Raw genomic sequence first — 18,854 nt, 5'->3', positions numbered from 1 at the left:
TGGGTAAAAATACCCCGAATGAGGAGGTTATACCCAATTATTTAAAACTACTTATCTAACTTGAGTCGAAGCGTTTTTCTATCAATTTGAAGAATTTCGGCAGCACGTGTTTTGTTGTTATCCACGGCTGATAATACTTTTAAAATATGTGCTTTTTCAATATCCTTTAAGGATTTTAGTTGCTGTTCTTGGGACGGAATAGAATATTTCAAATATTCTGGAATATCTTTAACTTCTATTTGGTCTTTACTCATAATAAGCATCCTTTGGATCACGTTTTCTAACTCTCTAACGTTTCCGGGCCACGAATGGCGCATAAGCAACGCAATGGCTTTGTCTGTTATGGTACTATTGGGTTTGTTGTATTCTTGACCATATTTTGCAAGAAACGTAGCTATAAGTAGTTTAATATCGCTTTTTCGTTGTCTTAAAGGCGGCGTTTCAATATTCACTACATTGAGTCTATAATAGAGATCTTCTCTAAAGGTGCCATTTTTGGTCATTTCGTACAAATCATTATTGGTGGCAGCTACAACTCGCAACGCTATTTTTTGCGTTTTCTGAGAACCAATCATGCTTACTTCTTTTTCTTGTAATACCCGTAATAATCTGGTTTGTACCGTTAATGGAGCAGTGCCAATTTCGTCTAAAAAAATAGTTCCACCATCTGCAGCCTGAAAAAAACCACCTCTGGTTTCGTTAGCACCCGTAAAAGCTCCTTTTACGTACCCGAAAAGTTCTGACTCCATTAAATTATCCGGAATACCGCCACAATTGACCGCTATAAAAGGCTTTGAGGCAAATATTCCGTTATAATGAATTGCTCTTGCAACCAATTCTTTTCCGGTACCACTTTCACCTTGTATCAGTATAGTGGCTCTATTATCTTTCACTCGTTCTATTAAATCTATTAACTGGATAATTTGTTGGGACTGGCCTACAATACCAGAGTAAGAAGTACGCTTCTTTTGCTTTAAATCTGTATCTTCAAGATAATTTGGCGCAGTATTTTGCTTTAAATCTATTAAATTTTGCACTGCCTTTTTTAGCTCTTCATTAGTAAATGGTTTGGCTAAATAATCCAAAGCTCCTGATTTTACTGCCTCAACAGCACTATCCACAGACGGAAAACCGGTTATAACTAGTTTCGGAATTAACGGAAAATGCTCTTGGGCATATTTTATTAATTCGATGCCGTTACTACCTGGCATTTGCAAATCTGTAATTAACAAATCAATGCTACTGAATTTTAAAATTTCAATTGCTTCAACTACCGAAGAAGCCTTATAAGTATGAAAATGCTGTGCTTTTAAGTTACGATGTAGCAATTCTAGCATATCATAATTATCGTCCACAATTAAAATGTTTTCTTTTTTAAATTTCATCAGGATACTTTTAGAGGTAATCGAACTTGAAAAACAGTTCCTTTTGGGGTATTGTTAAAGGTGCCAATGTCTCCCTTATGACTTTTTACAATACCATGAACAACACTTAATCCTAGTCCAGATCCTTCACCGATAGGTTTTGTGGTAAAAAATGGCTCAAAAATTTTTGTTTTTATTTTTTCTGGTATTCCTGGCCCTTGGTCTGCAATTTCTATAAAAAAACTATCCTTTGAGGTATACACTGTTATTTGGATACACGTATTTGGAGGCGCTACGTATATAGAATTAATCAAAATATTAAACAATACTTGGGTGAGTTGTATGGGATCTAATTGGGCCTCTAATTCCAAGTTTTTAAAGTCTACCTCATAACTAAGATTGGCTTTTTTAAAGTTAGGCCCCAAGAGGCTCAAGGCTTCAGAGACTATAGGTATTATTTTTACAAAACGCATATTTTGTGGCATTTCGCAAGAAAAAAACATCAATTTCTTTACTACTTCTCTAGAATATATTGCCGCTTTTATAATTTTGGCACTATCCATTTGGGATTGTTTTTCCTTGGATCGTTCTTGGATAAACTCTGCAAACCCTAAAATATTACCTAGGGGTGTATTCAACTCATGGGCTATTCCGGCAGTAATCTCGCCCAATATAGAGAGTCGGTCTACGCGCTCTACACTTCTTTTTAAAAGTTCTTCCTTGTCTTTATTCAAATGCCTTTCATAAAAAGCACTAATATCCAAGGCTACTTTATTAAGTAATTTTTGCTCTTCGTCTAAAAAATGTTGTTGCCTAAAGGATTTTGAAGAATAATGTACCCTCAAGAAACCTTTTATAGTATTAAAAATTAAAATTGATGTTTCCTGAAAAACAGTATCTTGGGGTATTGCCGTTGTGGCATAATAATGTTTATCTAATTGTAGTTCTATGATGGCAAATTCAGAAAATCGCCAGGCATTTTTTAAAATGAAGCAAATTTCCTTGAGGGTTTTTTCTACTTCTCTTTCTTGTTTTACAATCACCGAAGAGACTGCGTATAAACACGATAGCTCTTTGATTCGTTCTTGAAGAATTTCTTCAGTAGATATTGTAAAATCCATAACGCTCTAATTTTAAAGTAAATTATTCCGTTTTTATGTAACTCATCGGTGTTTTATCCTTCGGATCCATCCAAAAACAAAAAAACCAACCCCCGCAAAAAGCAAAAGATAGTAAACTAGTGGATAGCTGTCTCGAACCAAATTAGCCATAATAAAGCACACAATACTTATAAAATAGAAATAAATTGGGCTGCTATTTTTCATAAATAATGGTCTATTTAAAAAAGCTATCTACAAATTCGTATTTATTGAACACCTGTAAATCTTCTATTCCTTCTCCTACTCCAATATATTTTACAGGTATTTTAAACTGATCCGAAATACCTATAACCACTCCACCCTTGGCCGTGCCGTCAAGTTTTGTAACCGCTAAGGAGCTTACCTCTGTAGCTGCTGTAAAGTGTTTTGCTTGTTCAAAAGCATTTTGTCCCGTAGAACCATCTAGAACCAATAATACATCATGAGGCGCATCGGTAACAACTTTTTGCATCACTCTTTTGACTTTGGTCAATTCATTCATTAAATTAATTTTGTTGTGCAAGCGCCCTGCGGTGTCTATAATCACCACATCGGCATTTTGAGCCACTGCAGATTGCAAGGTATCAAAAGCTACGGATGCTGGATCACTACCCATATTTTGTCTCACAATAGGTACTCCTACTCTATCTGCCCAAATTTGCAATTGATCAATTGCGGCAGCTCGGAATGTATCGGCTGCGCCTAGAACTACTTTGTATCCTTGCTTTTTGAATTGATAGGCTAGTTTTCCTATGGTAGTGGTTTTGCCAACGCCATTTACTCCTACAACCATTAAAACATAGGGTTTGGACTGGATTGGTATTACAAATTCTGTAGCTTCTCCTGTATTGGTTTCGGATAACAAACTAGCAATTTCTTCTTGCAAAATCCTGTTGAGCTCCTCTGTGCCTAAGTATTTATCTTCGGCAACACGGGCTTCAATCCTTGTGATAATTTTCAAAGTGGTATGGACTCCAACATCCGAAGAAACTAGTATCTCTTCTAAATTATCTAAAACATCTTCATCTACTTTTGACTTTCCAGCTATTGCCTTACTTAACTTTGTAAAAAAAGTTGTTTTTGATTTCTCAAGACCTTTATCTAAAGATTCTTTTTTATCGGATGAAAATATTCTTTTAAAAAAACTCATGGTATAACAGGGTTAAAATGGAGCATTAAATCCGTGGGACTAATACGTTTTGTAAGGGTAAAGATATAAAATAAAAAAGCTACTTCCGAACGAAAGTAGCTTTTCTATATAATGCTTTTTTTTTAAAATTAATTCTTTTTCAAGAATTCATCTACTAACTCAGGAGCTATAATAGTTTCTACGAAAGTATAAGCGCCAGTTTTTGGAGATTTTACCATTTTGATGGCTTTTGATAATCTCTTAGAAGATGTTTGTAACGTTGCTACTGTTTTCTTTGCCATGATTGAAATGTTATTAAAATTCTAATACTATAGCCAATATACATTGGTGCTATTGATTTAGAATCTCTAATTATTACTTAATTTCTTTGTGAAGAGTTACACGCTTCAAAACTGGATTAAATTTTTTAATCTCTAATCTATCTGGAGTGTTTTTCTTGTTCTTTGTTGTAATGTATCTTGAAGTTCCCGCAACACCTGTTGTTTTATGCTCCGTACATTCTAAAATTACTTGGATTCTATTACCTTTCTTTGCCATCGTGCTATTTGTTTATTTTGGAAAAAGATTATTTAATAAACCCTTGCGTTTGTGCTTTTTTCAAAACAGCTGCAATTCCATTTTTGTTAATTGTTTTTATCGTAGATGCTGCTACTCTAAGAGTAATCCATCTATCTTCTTCTGGAAGATAAAAACGCTTTTTCACTAAGTTAACAGAAAATTTTCTCTTAGTTTTATTCATAGCGTGAGAAACGTTATTTCCTACCATCGCTCTTTTACCTGTAAGGTCACAAACTCTTGACATTATACTTATCTTTTATCGTTATTCAAAATCAGGGTGCAAAGAAAAGAAAAATAAACCTATGCGCAAAATATTTAAAGCACATTTTTTGAAATTTCTTTCATTAGCATTTCTAATCCCTTATACACCGCTCTATCTACCACTTTTTCACGAGGTTGTCCAAAATTAAATTCTTCTACAATTACGCCTTTTGGAGTAGCTAAAGCTATAAATACGGTACCTATTGCTGCCGCTGATTCTCCTTTTGAGGGGCCAGCATTTCCGGTGGTTGCTAGGGCATAGTCTGTCTGGAGCAACTCTTTTACGCTCAAAGCCATAGCAGAGGCAACTTCGGAACTTACCACTGAAAATTTCTGTAGCAACTCTTCCGGAATTCCCAATACCTTTGTTTTGACTGCTGTAGCATAACAAACTACACTCCCTTTGAAGTAAGCTGAAGCTCCTGGAACACTGGCCAACAAGGATGCAATACTGCCTCCTGTACAACTCTCTGCCGTTGCCAATGTTTTGTGTTGTTGTTGCAATAATTGCCCTACCACTACTTCTATGGTTTGGTCTTCTTCATAACCCACCACAACATCTCCAATAAGCGTATTTAGAGAGGCTACTTGTTCTGCAATGGCTTGTTCTAAAGCTTCTTTATTGGTTCCTCTTGCCGAAATACGCAACAATACTTTGCCGGGGCTTGGCAAGTAGGCTAATTTTAAAAAAGACGGCAAATGGTCTTCCCAAGTGGCTATGCGTTCGGCAAGAATACTTTCGCCTTGACCATAGGTTACAATTGTTTTATGAAGTATGTATGGCCTAGAATACTCTTGAACTAGTTTAGGAATTACCTGTTGTTCCATTATGTGTCGCATCTCATAAGGCACTCCGGGCAAGGATATAAAAACGGTAGTTTCTTTTTTCATCCACATTCCTGGAGCAGTCCCTAGAGCATTGACAAGTAGGGTGCTTTTAGAAGGCACCAAAGCTTGGTCTTTATTCATTTGGGTGATCGGCATTTTATAAAATGCTTCTATCAGGGTGGTTACATGAGCCAAAACACCATTATCAATAACTAATTGATCTTCAAAGTAATCACAGAATGTTTTTTTGGTAACATCATCTTTTGTTGGCCCTAAACCACCAGTTACAATAACTACATCGGCTTTGTTTTGGTATTTTGCAAAAGTTTCTAAAATAACTTCTTTAGTATCGCTTATGGATACCATTTCACTAATTTCAATGCCAATTTTATCTAAAGACTTGGCTATAAATGCAGAGTTTGTATCCACAATTTGACCTATTAATATTTCGTCTCCTATGGTAATTATTACTGCTTTCATCCTTGTTTGGTTCTTTTATTAGTGCTTTGTTAAGTAGTTTTTTTAGATAAAATCTCGATCCTTTTTTGATCTAAAACAGCAGGCAATACTATTTGTACAACCAGTTTATGGCTGCATTATTCTTTTAGATTAAAATCTTTTCTAATCTCCTTAACAGCTTCTTTTAGCTGGTGCTTGACGCTTTCAAACGTATGGGCTACATCTTTCTTTTGACCTTCTGTTTTGGTCCAGGCTTCTATCTGAAGAATTTCTTCAAAAGCCACGTGCAACCCTAACAAATCTAATGTTGGTTTTATTTTATGGGCATAGGCATGCACCATTTTGTAGTCTTTATTATGTATTCCTTCTTTAATTTTTTTGAGATCATTTGGCACTTCGTTTATAAATAAAATTAAAATTTCTTTTACAAATTCAGGATCGTTGTCCGATAGTGCATATACTTTTGAAAGATTATAGTTTAACGCCATTACTTTACTTGTATTCTAAATAGTTTCTGTTCTTCTAAAAAGCCTTCTAACACATCCTCTGGTTGTACTGCCGCTACTCCAGCTGGGGTTCCGGTAAAAATAATATCTCCTATCTTTAAGGTAAAATAGGTAGACACATAGCTGATTAATGCTTCTATATTCCAGAGCATCTGGCTAGTGTTGCCTTTTTGAACGGTTTGGTTGTTCTTTTTTAACTCAAAAGTCAGTGCATCTAGAGAGTCAAATTGTGTTTTTGATACAAAATCTCCAATTACTGCAGATCCGTCAAAAGCTTTGGCTTTTTCCCAAGGCAACCCTTTTGCTTTTAATTGCGCCTGCAAATCTCTGGCTGTAAAATCAATCCCTACACTTATTTCTTCAAAATATTTATGTGCAAATTTAGGCTCAATATACTTTCCTACTTTGCTTATTTTTACAATAATTTCTAGCTCATGATGAATGTCTTCTGAAAATTCTGGAATTACAAACGGATGCTGTTTTAATAAAATAGCCGAATCTGGCTTCATGAAAACAACCGGAGCGGTTGGTGTTTCATTTTGCAACTCGTGCACGTGTTCGGTATAATTTCTGCCAATGCAAATTATCTTCATACTTGTATAAATGTATTAAATTATGCTTCCAAAAAAGGATTGTAGGCTATTTTGTATTGAGTTTTCTGAGTTTAATGGCCGTGAGTACTTTTTTGGTATACAACGGAAAATCTGCATTTTGAATCCAACTAAAATATCCTGGCTCTGTATCTAGCACCTCTACCACTTTTTTGCCTTTGTGTTTTCCAAACGAAAAAATCTCATTGTCTTCTTTGTCAAATGAAATCATGCCTGCAAAATCGGCATTTTTCTTTCTGGTAGAAAATTCAGACAATGTTTTCATATCATTTTCTAAATCTGGATAGCGTTCTAATTGTGCTTTGAGTATTTCGTAAGTAGCCATGGTGTCTGCTTCTGCCGAATGGGCATTTTCTAAATTTTGATCGCAATAAAATTTAAATGCAGCAGCTAGCGTGCGCTCTTCTTTTTTATGAAAAATAGTTTGCACATCTACCGACACTTTGTTTTTCATGTCAAAATCTACACCTGCACGGAGCAACTCTTCGGCAAGTAACGGAATATCAAACCTATCAGAGTTAAACCCAGCCAAATCACTATCTTTGATCATGGCATAAACCTGTGGTGCTAGTTCTTTAAAAGTGGGTTCGTTTGCTACTTTTTCGTTGGTTATTCCGTGTATAGCGGTAGTCTGAGCCGGAATCGGAATGGTAGGATTAACCAACCAAGTCTTGCTTTCTTTATTTCCGTTAGGATAAACTTTAAATACAGCTATTTCTACAATTCTATCTTTTCCTATGTCTATTCCTGTTGTTTCAAGATCGAAAAAGCAAATTGGTTTATTGAGTTTGAGTTCCATTTTTTATTTTTGATTGAATACAAATATAAAGGATTGCAATGGAATTTAATTGCGTAAACCTAGATTATCTTGCCTAAAATTACTTTTGGCTTAAAAGCCAAAAACCCCAATAGCAGAAATACCATCGGGGTTTTATTTTTTTATATTCTAAAAAATTATACGGTTCTATTTACATCAAAAGCCTCTAGATACTCTGCTACTCGCTTTACAAACATACCTCCTAGGGCTCCATCTACCACACGATGGTCGTAACTGTGAGACAAAAACATTTTTTGTCGGATGCCTATAAAATCGCCATCGGCAGTTTCAATAACTGCAGGCACTTTTCGGATAGCGCCTAAGGCCAAAATACCTACTTGAGGCTGGTTGATAATTGGCGTGCCAAAAATACTCCCAAAGCTACCTATATTAGTGACCGTATACGTCCCACCTTGGGTATCGTCTGGTTTTAGCTTACCTGCCTTGGCTCTATTGCCTAAATCATTGACCGCTTTGGCCATACCCACAAGGTTTAATTGGTCTGCATTTTTAATTACCGGAACAATTAAATTTCCGTTAGGCAAAGCAGCTGCCATACCTAAATTTATGTTTTTCTTTTTGATTATATATGCTCCATCTACCGCTATATTTATACCCGGAAAATCTTTAATTGCCTTAGCAACCGCTTCCATAAATATGGGCGTATAGGTCAGTTTTTCGCCTTCTCTTTTTTCAAAGATATTTTTATTTTTTTCTCGCCATACTACAATATTAGTCACATCAACCTCAATAAAAGATTGTACGTGTGCCGAAGTCTGCAAAGAGGCCGTCATGTAACCCGATATCAGCTTACGCATTCTATCCATCTCCACTACCTCATCGCCACCATTGACAGATACCGGAACTGCCTTTGGAGTTGTCGTTATTGCAGCAGCAGGTTTTGCACTTGCCACAGTATCCTTTGGTTGGTTGGCTCTATTCTGGACGTATTCCAAAATATCATTTTTGGTAACACGGCCTTCTTTTCCGGTGCCTACAATTTTTTCTAAAGAAGCCACAGATATGCCTTCTTGTTTTGCAATATTTTTTACCAATGGAGAGAAAAATTTATCCGAATCAGAAAAGTCCGATCCCATGACAGTATTCTCCGGAGCAGCAACCACCGCACTTGTTTTGGTAGGGGTTTCTAAAACCTCTGGAGTAGCTTCCGACGGATCTAGTGTTGGTACTGCATCGCTTTGGGTTTCAATAATTGCTATGGTTTGCCCTACTTGTACTAAGGCATCTTTATCAAATAACTGCGCAACCAACACGCCCGAAACCTCACTTGGCACCTCGCTATCTACTTTGTCTGTAGCTATTTCAAGCACTGCCTCATCTGCCTCAATCCTGTCTCCTACTTCTTTCAACCAGTTGGTGATGGTTGCTTCTGCAACACTTTCTCCCATTTTAGGAAGTTTTAATTCAAATCTTGCCATATTGTTAACCTAAAAGGTGATTTTAGTTTTCAGTTTGCGAAATTACTAAATATTTTGAACATAAATTGCATTTATCATAATTTTTCATTCTATTTCAATAACCGTTCCCCTATCCGTAGAATGGTCGCTGCCTATAAAATAGGTGCTGCCTTTTGGCAAAATTTTAAAACGTATCTCTTTGTTTCTTAGCGCCATAAAACTATCTATAATCTCTTTGAAGGAAATAAAATGATTATCAAACAACAATTCTGTTGGTTCCAAATACGTATTCTTGGACGAAATTACCAATTTTTCTGTGTCTAAGGTCTTAAGTAGCACTTTTTTTTGAAATTTTCGTTGCAATTTATGACACAATTCTAAACTCGAAGAGTACACTACATACTCTTGGGTGGCACTGCTGATTTTGGTTGCTTTGCCTTGAAAAATTTTTGCAAACAAAAACAAAAATGCTCCAATACGCATAAATAGCAAAAACAAAACAGGGGTTTTAAAATGTTTTTGATAAAAATAGCGCATGGCTTCTTGAAAACGCTTGCGGTACACGCCGTCTTTAATGGTGCTTTCGCCTTTGTAATGAATAACGGTAGTTCCTGCATAATAATAATTGTCTTTTCCAGACTGCAAAGCCCTGTAAGACAAATCAATATCGTCTGCATACATAAAACAATCTTCATCAAATCCGCCCAAATCCTGATACAATTCTTTGTGGAGCACCATAAAAGCACCAACCAAAATTGGGGTTTTTCCGGTTTGGTTCTCTGGCAGCTGTTGTGCGTAATATTGATTAAAAAGCGTGTTTTTGGGAAAGAGTTTATACAGCCCTACAATTTTGGTAAAAGCCACCCAAGGCGTTGGAATGCCTCGTTTGCTCTCTGGCAAAAATTTTCCGGAGCCATCAATTAATTTTACTCCTACAATCCCTAGGTTTTTTTGCCTTTCGGCGAAAGCCAAAACAGATCTAAAGGTATCTTCGGCTACTACCGTATCGGGATTCAGAATACAAACATACTTTCCTTTTGCTTGAGCAACGGCTATATTATTGCCTTTTGGAAACCCAACATTTTCTTTATTTTGAATAAATTGTACCTCCGGAAAACGGCGTTGCATCATCTGCGAACTTGCATCGGTAGAATTATTATCTACCACAATAATTTGACTATCTATGCCTACAAGTGCTTGTTGCACACTTAAAACACAAAGTTCTAAAAAGTACCGAACGTTATAATTGAGAATAATTACCGAGAGTTGCATTTTTCAAAGATATACCTTAGGATTTAAAAATACAATACTTATAAAATGCCAACCATAAAAATAGTACCAAAATCTTTTAACCAAAGGCTTTTTCGTGTGTTCTACAGGGTTGTTTTAAGCCCCCAAAAGCCAGTAAAAAACCCTCCAAAAGGGCTTCTTATTTTCGCTAATTAGCATTCTATTTTGGGCACAAAATTGCAGTATGGCAACAACTTAATATTAAAACCTTACTTTTGCAAAAAAACAAGTACTGTGAATTACCTTTCTGTAGAAAATATATCCAAGTCATTTGGAGAACGCACTCTTTTTAAAGACCTTTCTTTTGGAATTAATAAAGACCAAAAAATTGCTTTTATAGCCAAAAACGGCTCGGGCAAAACAACCATTATGAGTATTATTAATGGCCTTGAAGAACCAGATACTGGGCAAGTGGTGTTGCGCAAAGGCATCCGGATGGCTTTTTTATCTCAAAATAACAACCTGCAAGAAGAACTAACCATTGAAGAGAGTATTTTTGCTTCAGACAACGAGACTTTAAAAATCATTGAAGCCTATGAAAAAGCGTTAGAAAATCCAGAAGATGCCGAGGCCTATCAAAAAGCATTTGACGGAATGGACCAACACAATGCTTGGGATTTTGAAACACAATACAAACAAATTTTATTTAAATTAAAGCTAGAAGATTTTAAGCTAAAAGTAAAAAATCTATCTGGTGGACAAAAAAAACGTTTGTCTCTGGCCATCATTTTGATCAATCGTCCGGATTTACTAATTCTGGATGAGCCAACCAATCATTTGGATTTAGAAATGATTGAATGGCTGGAGAGTTATTTTACCAAAGAAAACATTACTTTGTTTATGGTAACGCACGACCGTTTTTTTCTGGAACGGGTGTGTAACGAAATCATTGAATTAGACAACGGAAAACTATACCAATATAAGGGTAATTACTCGTATTATTTAGAAAAAAAAGAAGAGCGCATTGCCTCCGAAAATTCTAGTGTGGACAAAGCACAAAATCTTTTTGTGAAGGAGTTAGAATGGATGCGTCGCCAACCAAAAGCACGAACAACCAAATCCAAGTCGCGTCAAGATGATTTTTATGACATCAAAGAAAAAGCACAAAGCCGTCGTCGCGAAAATAAAGTAGAACTTGAAATTAATATGGAACGCATGGGGAGCAAGATTATTGAGCTTCATAAAATATCCAAAAAATTCAAGGATCATGTGCTTATGGATAATTTTAGTTTTGATTTTCAACGAGGCGAACGTATTGGAATTATTGGCAAAAACGGAACCGGAAAATCTACTTTTTTAAACTTACTCACTGGCAGCTTACCGCTAGATTCTGGAAAAGTAGTGGTGGGCGAAACTATCAAAATTGGCTATTATACCCAAAGTGGGATTAATCCTAAACCTGGGCAGCGTGTTATTGATGTTATTAAAGAATACGGAGAGTTTATTCCGTTGATGAAAGGAAAATTAATTTCGGCCTCGCAATTACTAGAACGCTTTTTGTTTGATGCCAAAAAACAATATGATTTTGTGGACCGTTTGAGCGGTGGGGAGTTAAAACGTTTGTACCTCTGTACGGTTTTGATTCAGAACCCCAATTTTTTGATTCTAGATGAGCCTACCAATGATTTAGATATTGTGACACTCAACGTTTTGGAAAGTTTCCTTTTAGATTATCCTGGCTGTTTATTAGTAGTTTCGCACGATAGGTATTTTATGGATAAAATTGTAGACCATTTATTTATCTTTAGAGGCAATGGTGTGGTAGAGGATTTTCCGGGCAACTACTCGGATTTTAGAGCCTATGAAGATAGTGCGGATGTAGCTCAAAAAGAAGAAAACAAAGCCGAAAAGAAAGACTGGAAACAAAACAATCCCACCGGAAACTTAACTTTTAATGAGCAAAAAGAATTTCAGAAAATTGAACGCGAGATCAAAGACCTAGAAGAACAAAAAGCCAAAATTGAGCTTTTATTCTCCGAAGGAAAAGTTGCAGATGCCGATATTGAAAAAAAAGCTAACGAGCTACAAAACCTCATCCATAAAATGGAAACCAAAGAAGAACGCTGGTTTGAATTGAGTGCCAAAATGGAAGGATAATTGTAATTGTTTACACACAAAAAAGGCTGTACTTATTCCTAAAGTACAGCCTTTTTACAAGTAAATTAACTAAAATTACTCAATAAGTATTTTCAAGGCTTTATAGCTAACTTGTTTGCTATTTAATTTGCAAAAATACAGTCCTGAGTTTAAATTTGTTTTAGAAAGCACTACTTGGTTTTGCCCTGCTTGCGCATCTACATTAATTTTGCTTACTGTTTTACCTGTCGTATCATAAATGGTAAGGCTGAGTTTTTCAGGCTCTTTGACGGTAAAATACAACACCGACTTGGAGGTTACCGGATTTGGCGTAACATAGAAATCAGAAACTGGGTTGTTTGTCTGATAATCTGTAACCGATAATGTGGCTTCTTTGGAGAACTGTACCGCTTGTAGGTCCATTTCTTTGTTGGTAAGTTTGCTGTCTAAAACTGGCATTTTAAAAACTACTGTTTTGATATCGTCCAATACAAATGGAACTCCTTTGGCGCCAATAAAAGTAGAAAAAGGGATAAAAAAGTCTTGCAAATCAGCCGTTAGCTCAATTGTGGTTTTATATTGCTCTTCCCAATTTTCAATACTGTTTTTTACTAAAATAATTTCTAATTTTCCGGTTCCTTTTGCTTTGAGCTGTATGCTTTTGTAAGCAGATAAATCCACTGCCTTAAACCTCGGTGTCATCGCTCTGTATGCTGCTATGTAGGTACTTGTTGTGGCGCTCAAACTTAGGTTTCTTTCTACCGGCAAATTAGCTTCTCCAAACGGAATGTTGTTAGGGCTAACAGTATAAGCACTAACCACTGTGCCTGAGGCAGCAGCGTCTACGCCCCAAGGTCCGTCGGACATAAACAAATCATCTGGAGTGGCAATACCGTCTCCAATCCGAAATCCAATATCAAATAGGTTGCCTGTTGGAATAACTATATCGCTTATGTATTTTTTTTCTAAATCAATTTCAGAATTAATTTTAATCTCTTCGCTAGTTTCTGTTTTTCGTAATCCTGCATCAAAAACCACTTTGCTAGTAGCGTTAGTATTTACTACTTGTAGGTCTAATTTTCCGTTGGTATATTTTCCTTTGCGGACAAAAACCGTCGGTGGATTAGAGAGCGTATAACTCGTTATTTGTTTTTGGGTATTTATTAATTGCACTACTTGTTGCCCTAAACGGAACAAATCATCTATAGAATTGGTCCAAATTTGAAAATTTAAAAACCCTACATTTTTTTCGTATTTATCTAAATTCCAATGGCTTTCTATTGCAAAATTTGCTCCAGAATTACTCGTTTTGGCAGACAAGCTCAAAACATATTCTATAGAGTTATCGGCATTTTTTATAATTGTTTTTATAAATTGTTGCTCTTCAATATTAAGAGTAGACACCGAAATTATTTGAGCCCCCAATAGACGATCACAAATAAACTTGGTGTGTTCGTAGACACCATTATCGGTTTTTAATGCTAAAATAGAAGCTATTGTTTTGTCATTTTTTAGGTAATCTACAGCATAAACCTCAGAGGCATTGGTTATTGCCAACAAATCTGTAGGGGTAGATTCTATCACGGCATCTTCATGGATAACTCCAAACGGAATATATTCTTTTAGACTAGAAGCAACTGTTTTTCTGGCATATTTTACCGATTTGGTTACTCTTTTTGCCTTTGCGGTCTGAAATTTATATGCGGTTTTAACACGCTCAAAATTACGTTTGTTGATTTTTTCGGAAAGTCTATTATTGCTTTCTAATCCGCCATCATTTCCGCCAGATATAACGGGCTCTAAATCCGGACAAGAGGCATAGCCAGAACAAGATGGGTCTTCGCAATCAATTAATCCATCTCCATCATCATCCACTCCATTATCGCATATTTCTTGAGGTACTGGTGCAGTCGGACAACGGGCTCCATCGTTACTAGAACTCGATGGGCCGTAGGCAAACAAATTAGAGTTCATGGCAATGGTGCCGTCTAAATCTTTTACCTCACGAATAATATAAACAGTACCGGTTTGGTTGGCCGAAACATAAAAACTTCCGGATAAATCAAAATAAACAGCTCCATAAGTGTAGGCTTTTCCGTTAAGGATTGGCACCACTCCAAGGTTAACTACCAACCCTGTATCTGGGTTAATGCGGTACAAGATATTTGTATTTTGTTCTACGGTGTATAAATTACCATCTAGGGCATTAAAAGCCCAATCATGCACGTTGATGCTTTGGGATAATTCAAAAGAGCCTAAATATTGGGTATAGGTTACGGAGTTAGGATCTAAATCTACTTTATAAAAGGTGCTCCCCCCTGCTTTAAAATAATAGATTCCGGCAGCACTAACATCTCCAACATACTTATTGCCGTCTGGCAATTCTGGAATGGTAAATACATTGGCGGTAAAATTCTTGCCTATTCGGACTATAGATTTAGAAGGAGAAGACAAATACCCCCAAATATAACCGTCTTTAGGATTGTAACCCGTACCGTTAATATTCCCTGAGGTAACGTCTGACGCTACCAAAATAGAATTCCCAGAAGCCAAATCTATGGCATAAACATCGTTATTTTGAAAAAGGTATGCACTAAAATCACAATTGAATGGGATTTCTTGTGCAATTGTAGTATTACTGCAAAAAACAATAGTAACCAGTAATACCGCTTGCTTAATTATAGGTAAAATTCTTTTCATGGCAGCTAGTTTTAGAGTTAACAACTAAATAAAGTTACCACTTATTATCTGTCTTTTAACAAAAATTAGCCCTATATAATCAAAATTAGCGATGAAAACACCATTTATACAGACCAACTGCATTACTATTTTAAAAAAAGTAACCAAATCCTTATATTTACCAAGGTATTGTTTTATAGTCTTTTAAAAACTTTCCACACCAGTGTTGGCCCGTATTGATACCATCAAATAAGGGATCCATAACCCGTGCTGCGCCATCGACAATATCTAGTGGAGGCTGAAAATCTTCGAGCTCTTGTTTTTTCTTGGCTAGTTCTGCGGGATCTTCATCCGTTACCCAACCCGTATCTACAGCATTCATAAATATTCCTGATTTTGCCAGATCCCCAGCAGCCGTGTGCGTAAGCATATTTAGAGCAGCCTTGGCCATATTGGTATGTGGATGGCGTGCTTCTTTAAAAAACCGATGGAACTTGCCTTCCATGGCAGATACATTAATGATGTGTTTTTGACCTGTATTGTCTTTCTTCATTACTTCCGAAAGGCGGTTACACAATACAAAAGGCGCTACGGAATTTACTAATTGGACTTCAATCATCTCTGTGGTTTCTATTTGTCCTAACTTTAGACGCCAGCTGTTGGTTTTTCGTAAATCTAGCTGTTGCAAATCGGCATCAAGTTCTCCTTCTGGAAAAACTTCGGCAGCTACAAGTGCATTATCAAACGAGTACGGAATCTGAGACAATTTGGCCGAAGCCCTTAAACCTATTCCTGGTTCTGGACCATGCCAGCTGACCGGCATATTTTGATTTGAAGAAGCTCCCAAGGTCAACACTTTCAATTCTTCTAAACAATTACTGTGATCCACCAACAACTCTTGTGCTTGTTTGGGCAAATCTGTCACAGCTCGTTCTTCGTTTTGTATCATATGGGTATAAAACCCCGCAGGACGACGCACTGTTTGGGCTGCATTATTAATCAATATATCCAGACGGTCATATTTTTGTTCTATAAAATTACAAAAAATCTCCACCGAAGGAATGTGTCTCAAATCCAAGCCATGAATTTTTAAACGATGTCCCCAATCTACAAAATCGGGTTCTTTTCCAAAACGCAAGGCCGAATCTACCGGAAAACGAGTAGTAGCAATAACCGTTGCCCCTGCACGCAAGAGCATTAAGGTGATGTGGTAGCCAATCTTTAATCTAGAACCCGTAACCACAGCCACCTGCCCTGCTACATTGGCGGTTTGAAAGCGTTTGGCATAATTAAAGTCTCCGCAATTGGCACACATACTGTCATAAAAATGATGCATTTGTGTAAAAGGGGTTTTGCATACATAACAATTTCTGGAAATTTTTAACTCTAATTGCTCCTTTTGGTCAATATCTGTGGCAGCTATACATATTGGCGCAACAAAAACAGCGGATTCTCGGGCATAGCGAATTCCGGTTTCTTTACGAGCTGTTCGGTCTTGTTTTTCTTTTTTGCGTTTTGCTATGGCTTTTGCATCTTTTTTACGACGAGAAAACTCCTCTCGATCTGGTCTCGAAAATTGCCCTGCAGCTTTAATCAAGGCTGTTCTTTGCTCTTTTGGAATGGCAAATATTTGGTCCGTATGGGTGTTTAGCTGAGAGAGAATGGCAATACAACGGCTAATCTCTTCGGGCGGGATGGCTCCTAGGGCTTCTAATTCTTGATTCATTCTCTTCTAAAATTAAGTATCTATCGCTTTTAAGTGCGCAAATATAGTTTTAAAATTAACGAAACAGACAAAGTTGTTTTGCAAAGAAATAGCAACTACAAGCAATTGGCCAACCATAAACCATAATGCGTCATCAAGGCAGCATTAACCCCAAAAGATGTACCTTTGTGCCCTAGAAGTCAAAACAAATCATGCTATTTCAAATAAAATCGTACTTAAAATTTCTGTGGCACTCCAAGAACGAGCATGCCGTACATTCACCTTTTGTATTTACTTTGGTTACCAAATGCTTTTATGACCAAAAGCCTAAGTCCGAGTATGGTATTTTGAATTTGTATCGAAAATCTCTTTTAGAAAACCCCAAAACCATTCAAGTAACAGACTTTGGTGCAGGCTCTAGGGTTTTTAAATCCAACTCCCGAAAGATAGCGCAAATTGCAAAAACTGCAGGAATTAGCCGCAAACGTGCCAAATTGCTATGGCGTGTTTCTAACTATTTCCAGGCCGAATCTGTATTAGAATTAGGTACTTCTTTGGGTTTAGCCACTGCTGCACTAGCCTTGGGTAATCCAAAAAGTAAAATAACAACCTTAGAAGGTTGTCCTGAAACTGCCCAAATAGCCCAAAAACAATTTCAAGAATTTGGTTTGCCTTCTATAACTTCTGTGGTCACAGAATTTAGCAGCTATTGCAACAGCCACCTTTTAGGCACGCATTTTGGATTAATCTATCTCGATGGCAACCACTCCAAAGAGGCTACTTTAGAGTATTTTGAAAAACTACTCCCAACAGTTACCAACGATAGCGTTTGGATATTAGATGACATCCATTGGTCTGCCCAGATGGAAGAAGCCTGGAAAACCATTATAGCCCATCCAAAAGTCACAGTAACCATTGACAGTTTTCAGTGGGGCTTGGTATTTTTTAGACGCGAACAACCCAAAGAACATTTTGTAATCCGAATATAAACCCACAAAAAAAAGGATAGCCAGCTAGACTATCCTTTTTTTCTGAATTAATAATTAACCGCTTTTATTTCTTTGCGTGTTCCATTTCTTCCGATTTTGCTCCTATTCGGTTAACCGTAAACATGGGTGCAAACTTCAGTTTTAAGGCAGCAATTTTTCTGTTATCTTCAGAAGACAATCCTTCTTTTTCTACCGTGTTTTTTCGGCTATCTAATGCTTCATACATCATTTTAACCTCATCCCAGTCTTCTCTAGAATACCTATCTTTATTGGCTTCAACAGTATCTACAAATTGTTGGTAAACCCCCAAAATGTTTGATGCATTTACCCAAGCAAAACTCATGTCTTCGCCTACTTTACCTTCTCCAAAGAGAGCGTTTCTCATAACCTGATTTCGGTCTTGAGCTTGCCCTTGCTGAATTTTGGTTTTTATAGTTTCGTATTTGGATTTAGAAGCTGCTACTTTTTCCTTAGCCTTGGCTTGATCATTTAGATTTGCTAAAGCCATCTCGGCGTCGGATCTTTTTTGTTCGTAATTAGTCTCAATAGTTTCCCAATTTGCTCTAGCTTGCTCTTCCGAAACATTTTCTAAAGAATCAACATATACCTCATAATTGGCAACAGTATCTTCTGCTTGTTTTGTTTTCTCGTCTTGGCAAGAGGTAAATCCTACTGCAATAATCGCGGTACCTAAAAATAATTGTTTGATTTTCATACTGTTTGATTTTTGATTTATTAAATATTATAAAGCAAATGTAGCACGCTTTGTAACGTCTTCCATACAAAGATGTTAATCTTGTAAATAATTGCAAAAATTACGAAACACCAACCCTCAACCATCTATTGAATCCTGCCAAGGAGCGGTATTTAGTTACTACAAACCATGCTTTATATGCAATTACTGTTCTAAAAGCTTTTATTGTATGTACTGTAACTAAAACGAAATAATAGCAACTTATAATTAAATTCAAAAGTCTTTTGTACATTTAAAGTCTAAAAACACT

The 18,854-nt window shown here is 36.6% G+C and carries 17 protein-coding genes; 2 read left to right on the top strand and 15 right to left on the bottom strand.

Annotation, left to right across the window (positions count from 1 at the left end; genetic code table 11):
- Positions 1-47 precede the first annotated feature (47 nt).
- The 12 genes from LB076_RS06445 to LB076_RS06385 form a co-directional block, all read right to left on the bottom strand.
- Positions 48-1,385, bottom strand: a complete 1,338-nt coding sequence (locus LB076_RS06445; protein ID WP_070786727.1) for a sigma-54-dependent transcriptional regulator — start codon at positions 1,383-1,385, stop codon at positions 48-50.
- Positions 1,385-2,485: a sensor histidine kinase gene (locus LB076_RS06440; RefSeq protein WP_070786726.1), complete on the bottom strand. Its 1,101-nt coding sequence runs from the start codon at positions 2,483-2,485 to the stop codon at positions 1,385-1,387. The genes LB076_RS06445 and LB076_RS06440 overlap by 1 nt, the downstream gene beginning before the upstream one ends.
- A gap of 214 nt (positions 2,486-2,699) precedes the next feature.
- Positions 2,700-3,653: a signal recognition particle-docking protein FtsY gene (ftsY, locus tag LB076_RS06430; protein WP_070786724.1), complete on the bottom strand. Its 954-nt coding sequence runs from the start codon at positions 3,651-3,653 to the stop codon at positions 2,700-2,702.
- 128 nt (positions 3,654-3,781) lie between these two features.
- Entirely contained in the window at positions 3,782-3,934 is a 153-nt protein-coding gene (locus LB076_RS06425) for a DUF4295 domain-containing protein (protein WP_070786723.1), read from the bottom strand.
- A gap of 73 nt (positions 3,935-4,007) precedes the next feature.
- Positions 4,008-4,190, bottom strand: coding sequence for a 50S ribosomal protein L33 (gene rpmG, locus LB076_RS06420; protein ID WP_026708184.1), 183 nt, complete (start codon positions 4,188-4,190; stop codon positions 4,008-4,010).
- A gap of 28 nt (positions 4,191-4,218) precedes the next feature.
- Positions 4,219-4,455 (bottom strand): 50S ribosomal protein L28, encoded by a 237-nt coding sequence (rpmB, locus tag LB076_RS06415; protein ID WP_026708183.1) that lies wholly within the window; start codon positions 4,453-4,455, stop codon positions 4,219-4,221.
- Between the two features lie 71 nt (positions 4,456-4,526).
- Positions 4,527-5,780 carry a CinA family nicotinamide mononucleotide deamidase-related protein gene (locus tag LB076_RS06410; RefSeq protein WP_070786722.1) on the bottom strand — a complete coding sequence of 418 codons (1,254 nt, stop codon included), beginning with the start codon at positions 5,778-5,780 and terminating at the stop codon, positions 4,527-4,529.
- Between the two features lie 116 nt (positions 5,781-5,896).
- On the bottom strand, positions 5,897-6,247 hold the full coding sequence (locus tag LB076_RS06405; protein ID WP_070786721.1) for an Hpt domain-containing protein: 351 nt from the start codon (positions 6,245-6,247) through the stop codon (positions 5,897-5,899).
- Positions 6,247-6,858 carry a fumarylacetoacetate hydrolase family protein gene (locus LB076_RS06400; protein WP_070786720.1) on the bottom strand — a complete coding sequence of 204 codons (612 nt, stop codon included), beginning with the start codon at positions 6,856-6,858 and terminating at the stop codon, positions 6,247-6,249. The genes LB076_RS06405 and LB076_RS06400 overlap by 1 nt, the downstream gene beginning before the upstream one ends.
- A gap of 46 nt (positions 6,859-6,904) precedes the next feature.
- Positions 6,905-7,675: a 3'-5' exonuclease gene (locus tag LB076_RS06395; protein ID WP_070786719.1), complete on the bottom strand. Its 771-nt coding sequence runs from the start codon at positions 7,673-7,675 to the stop codon at positions 6,905-6,907.
- 155 nt (positions 7,676-7,830) lie between these two features.
- On the bottom strand, positions 7,831-9,132 hold the full coding sequence (locus tag LB076_RS06390; RefSeq protein WP_070786718.1) for a dihydrolipoamide acetyltransferase family protein: 1,302 nt from the start codon (positions 9,130-9,132) through the stop codon (positions 7,831-7,833).
- Between the two features lie 84 nt (positions 9,133-9,216).
- A complete protein-coding gene (locus LB076_RS06385) occupies positions 9,217-10,383 on the bottom strand; it encodes a glycosyltransferase family 2 protein (RefSeq protein ID WP_070786717.1) in 1,167 nt (388 codons plus the stop codon).
- A gap of 252 nt (positions 10,384-10,635) precedes the next feature.
- Between LB076_RS06385 and LB076_RS06380 the strand changes: the two genes are divergently transcribed.
- The gene (locus LB076_RS06380; RefSeq protein WP_070786814.1) at positions 10,636-12,498 is read left to right on the top strand and encodes an ABC-F family ATP-binding cassette domain-containing protein; all 1,863 of its coding nucleotides are present in this window, start codon (positions 10,636-10,638) and stop codon (positions 12,496-12,498) included.
- Between the two features lie 75 nt (positions 12,499-12,573).
- On the opposite strand, the gene LB076_RS06375 is transcribed toward LB076_RS06380, so the two are convergent.
- Positions 12,574-15,177, bottom strand: a complete 2,604-nt coding sequence (locus LB076_RS06375; protein WP_070786813.1) for a DUF6923 family protein — start codon at positions 15,175-15,177, stop codon at positions 12,574-12,576.
- Positions 15,178-15,334: 157 nt separating this feature from the next.
- On the bottom strand, positions 15,335-16,882 hold the full coding sequence (locus tag LB076_RS06370) for an SDR family oxidoreductase (RefSeq protein WP_070786716.1): 1,548 nt from the start codon (positions 16,880-16,882) through the stop codon (positions 15,335-15,337).
- A gap of 191 nt (positions 16,883-17,073) precedes the next feature.
- Between LB076_RS06370 and LB076_RS06365 the strand changes: the two genes are divergently transcribed.
- A complete protein-coding gene (locus LB076_RS06365; protein ID WP_070786715.1) occupies positions 17,074-17,850 on the top strand; it encodes an O-methyltransferase in 777 nt (258 codons plus the stop codon).
- 64 nt (positions 17,851-17,914) lie between these two features.
- On the opposite strand, the gene LB076_RS06360 is transcribed toward LB076_RS06365, so the two are convergent.
- Entirely contained in the window at positions 17,915-18,565 is a 651-nt protein-coding gene (locus LB076_RS06360) for a hypothetical protein (protein ID WP_070786714.1), read from the bottom strand.
- Between the last annotated feature and the right edge of the window lie 289 nt (positions 18,566-18,854).

It is taken from the genome of Flavobacterium crassostreae (genome assembly GCF_001831475.1).
GTDB classification, from domain to species: domain Bacteria; phylum Bacteroidota; class Bacteroidia; order Flavobacteriales; family Flavobacteriaceae; genus Flavobacterium; species Flavobacterium crassostreae.
The sequence above is the reverse complement of the archived record's forward strand: the minus strand, read 5'-3'. Positions and strand labels throughout refer to the sequence as shown.